This window comes from Chloroflexota bacterium (assembly GCA_018648225.1).
Lineage (GTDB): Bacteria > Chloroflexota > Anaerolineae > Anaerolineales > UBA11858 > NIOZ-UU35.
The window spans coordinates 1-2,768 of sequence record JABGRQ010000014.1; the positions used below are offsets into that span (position 1 = coordinate 1).

The following is a 2,768-nucleotide window of genomic DNA, read 5'->3' on the forward strand; positions in this document are numbered from 1 at the left end:
CTAACTTAACTAATTCATCCATAATTAGCCTCCTTTGGCAGTACAATATTAAAATGAATACCAACATTCTACCATTCGATAACCGTTTCATCCGTCTGGTGAATTATTGTAACAATCCCAAAATATGAAACTTGAACCCGTTTTCGAGAATAAGATCGCCTTGGTGACAGGCTCTGGCCGCGGCATTGGGCGCGCTATTGCTCTGCATTTTGCCCAACGCGGCGCAGACTTGGTCATCAACTTTTTCCGTAACCGCGCTACCGCCGAAGATACTGCAGCCGAAGTTGAATCCCTGGGGCGTCGTGCGCTAGTTGTTAAGGCCAATATTGGCGATTTGGAGAGCCTGAATCATCTATTTGATGAAACCGAACGCGTTTTCGGCGGGCTGGATATTTTCGTCCACAACGCCGCTTCGGGCTTCAACCGCCCGGCGATGGAACAACGCCCAAAAGGTTGGGATTGGTCGATGAATATCAACGCCCGCCCACTGTTGTTTGGTGCACAACGCGCTGCCCCATTGATGCAGGCCCGCGGCGGTGGGCATATCGTTGCGATTACCAGCCCCGGCTCGCAGCGCGTGCTACCCGACTACGTCAGCGTGGGGGCCAGCAAAGCCGCTCTCGAAGCCGTAATGCGTTATCTGGCGATCGAACTGGCTTCGCAGCAGATTGTGGTCAATGCTGTCTCACCGGGTGTAGTCCTTACGGATGCTTTGCAGCATTTTGATGCCATCCGCAGCGATGATGATCTCATTGAGCGTGCCAGGTCGTTAACGCCCAGGGGAAGATTGGTTACGCCTGAAGACGTAGCTGGTGTTGTGGCGTTTTTGTGTTCATCAAAAGCTGCAATGATTTGTGGTCAAGTTATTGTAGTGGATGGTGGCTATACGCAGATTTTACCAGGGGCATTTTCCTGATTTTTACGAAAGACCTTCGAAGTCTTATACTCGCCTGTGCAGGTCGCAAACCGCGTTGCTACTGATTCACTGCGTTCGAAATGCTGCGCAAAGACTTCGAATGACCACTGATTTAGAGTACATCTTCTAACCCCGTGAGCATATCTGCTGTAGATGGTTGGCGTTTGTTTTCAGCAATACAACGTTTTAAAATGGATTATATGATGGCTATGCGCATTTTTTAGCAGTAGCGAATGGCGATCAGCCAAGATTTTTTATACTTATTCTTCCACCAGAATTGCCCGCGCAGGCGCGCCGTCGCTGCCCTGGATTTTGAGCGGCAGGCAGTAGAGCGTGTATTCGCCCGGCTCAATGGCGGAGAGATCAAGCCCTTCCAGCGGAATCACGCCCGCGGCGAGTAGAATGCGGTGCGTCGGCACAGGGGAGCGAAATGGGGCCACGGAGAGATAATCCACCCCGATCAGTTTGATACCGTGCGCTACAAGCCATTCGGCTGCATCTGCATCGGGGGCGGCGAAATTTTCCTGGAAGGTATCATTCCCTGCAGCCCACCAATCCGAGTTGCGCGTTTTAAGCAGCAGGCGCGTGGTTCCATCAGGAATGTCAGCCGCTTCGAGATCGGCAACAGTGATATCTACGCCGACATTGGGAAGCTGCACGACGCGCGCCGGGCCTGTAAGAATTTCCAGGGACAGAGATTCCACTGTTTTTGCATCCCCACCCAAGAAATGGTAGGGCGCATCGACATGCGTGCCGATATGCACCGTGGCGGAGAGATGAGTCACATTGGCATCAGCGCCAGCTTCCATTTTACTGATGCGACGCAATTCAATTTTGGGATCGCCTGGCCAGGTGGGAAGTTCGGGCTTAATGGTTAGCGATATATCGTGGATGATCATATTTTTCTCATTTCCGTCCTGTAACGCGCTAACGCTTTATGGTTGATGGTCACGCCCAGGCCAGGGGTTTCTGGGACGGTGATGGTGCTGTCGGAGTTGAGAGTAAAAACTTCGTTGGTGATGTCTTCGGCATAATAACGCTCTGTGGCAGAAATATCACCCGGCAACTTAAAATTAGACAACGAAGCAATCGCCAGATTGGATGCTCGCCCAACGCCGGTTTCAAGCATCCCGCCGCACCACACGGGGATGTCGTGCGCGGCGCATAGGTTATGGATCAGCACACCCTGACTGAGACCGCCCACCCGCCCCGGTTTGATATTGACCACGCGGCAAGCGCCCATCTCGATGGCCTGGCGGGCATGCGCAGGCTTGGTAATACTCTCGTCCAGGCAGAGCGGCGTGCGGAATTTGGGCTGCAAGCGGCTGTGATCCCAAATATCATCTTCGGCGAGGGGCTGCTCGATCAGTAATAAATTGAGATCATCAAGAGGCAGCAGGGCTTGCGCGGTTTCGAGGGTATAGGCCGAATTGGCGTCGACTTGCAAACGCAAATCGGGAAAGGCGCGGCGCGCGGCCTGTGTATCGGCGATATCGCGGCCGGGCTTGATTTTAATTTTGACACGACGATAGCCCTGGGCGAGATAATCATCCACGGCGGCAACCAGCGCCGAGGATGATGGCTGAATCCCCACCGAGACGCCAACATCCACCCGCTGATGCACACCCCCCAGAAGTTGACGTAGCGATTTCCCCTGGGCATGCCCCCGCAAATCCCAGAGTGCCATCTCTACTCCGGCCTTAGCCATTTGATGCCCCTTGACGTGTGCCACACGGCGCTGAAAATCGGCGGCATCGCTGACATCCTGGCCCAACAAAGGCGGCAGAATAAATTCTTTGAGAATCAGCCAGGACGTGCCGCTGGTTTCATACGAATAGCCAGGATCATAGTC

3 protein-coding genes are annotated in these 2,768 nt (G+C 53.5%); 1 reads left to right on the top strand and 2 read right to left on the bottom strand.

The features are described from left to right. Positions 1-124 precede the first annotated feature (124 nt). The gene (fabL, locus tag HN413_00140) at positions 125-916 is read left to right on the top strand and encodes an enoyl-[acyl-carrier-protein] reductase FabL (protein MBT3388796.1); all 792 of its coding nucleotides are present in this window, start codon (positions 125-127) and stop codon (positions 914-916) included. Positions 917-1,176: 260 nt separating this feature from the next. Here the strand turns inward: fabL and HN413_00145 are convergent, their stop codons facing one another. Together HN413_00145 and menC are read right to left on the bottom strand one after the other, a co-directional pair. Next, positions 1,177-1,815 (bottom strand): cyclase family protein, encoded by a 639-nt coding sequence (locus tag HN413_00145; protein ID MBT3388797.1) that lies wholly within the window; start codon positions 1,813-1,815, stop codon positions 1,177-1,179. Further along, positions 1,812-2,768: o-succinylbenzoate synthase (gene menC, locus HN413_00150; protein MBT3388798.1), on the bottom strand; the 957-nt coding region annotated here is incomplete at its 5' end. The genes HN413_00145 and menC, both read right to left, overlap by 4 nt.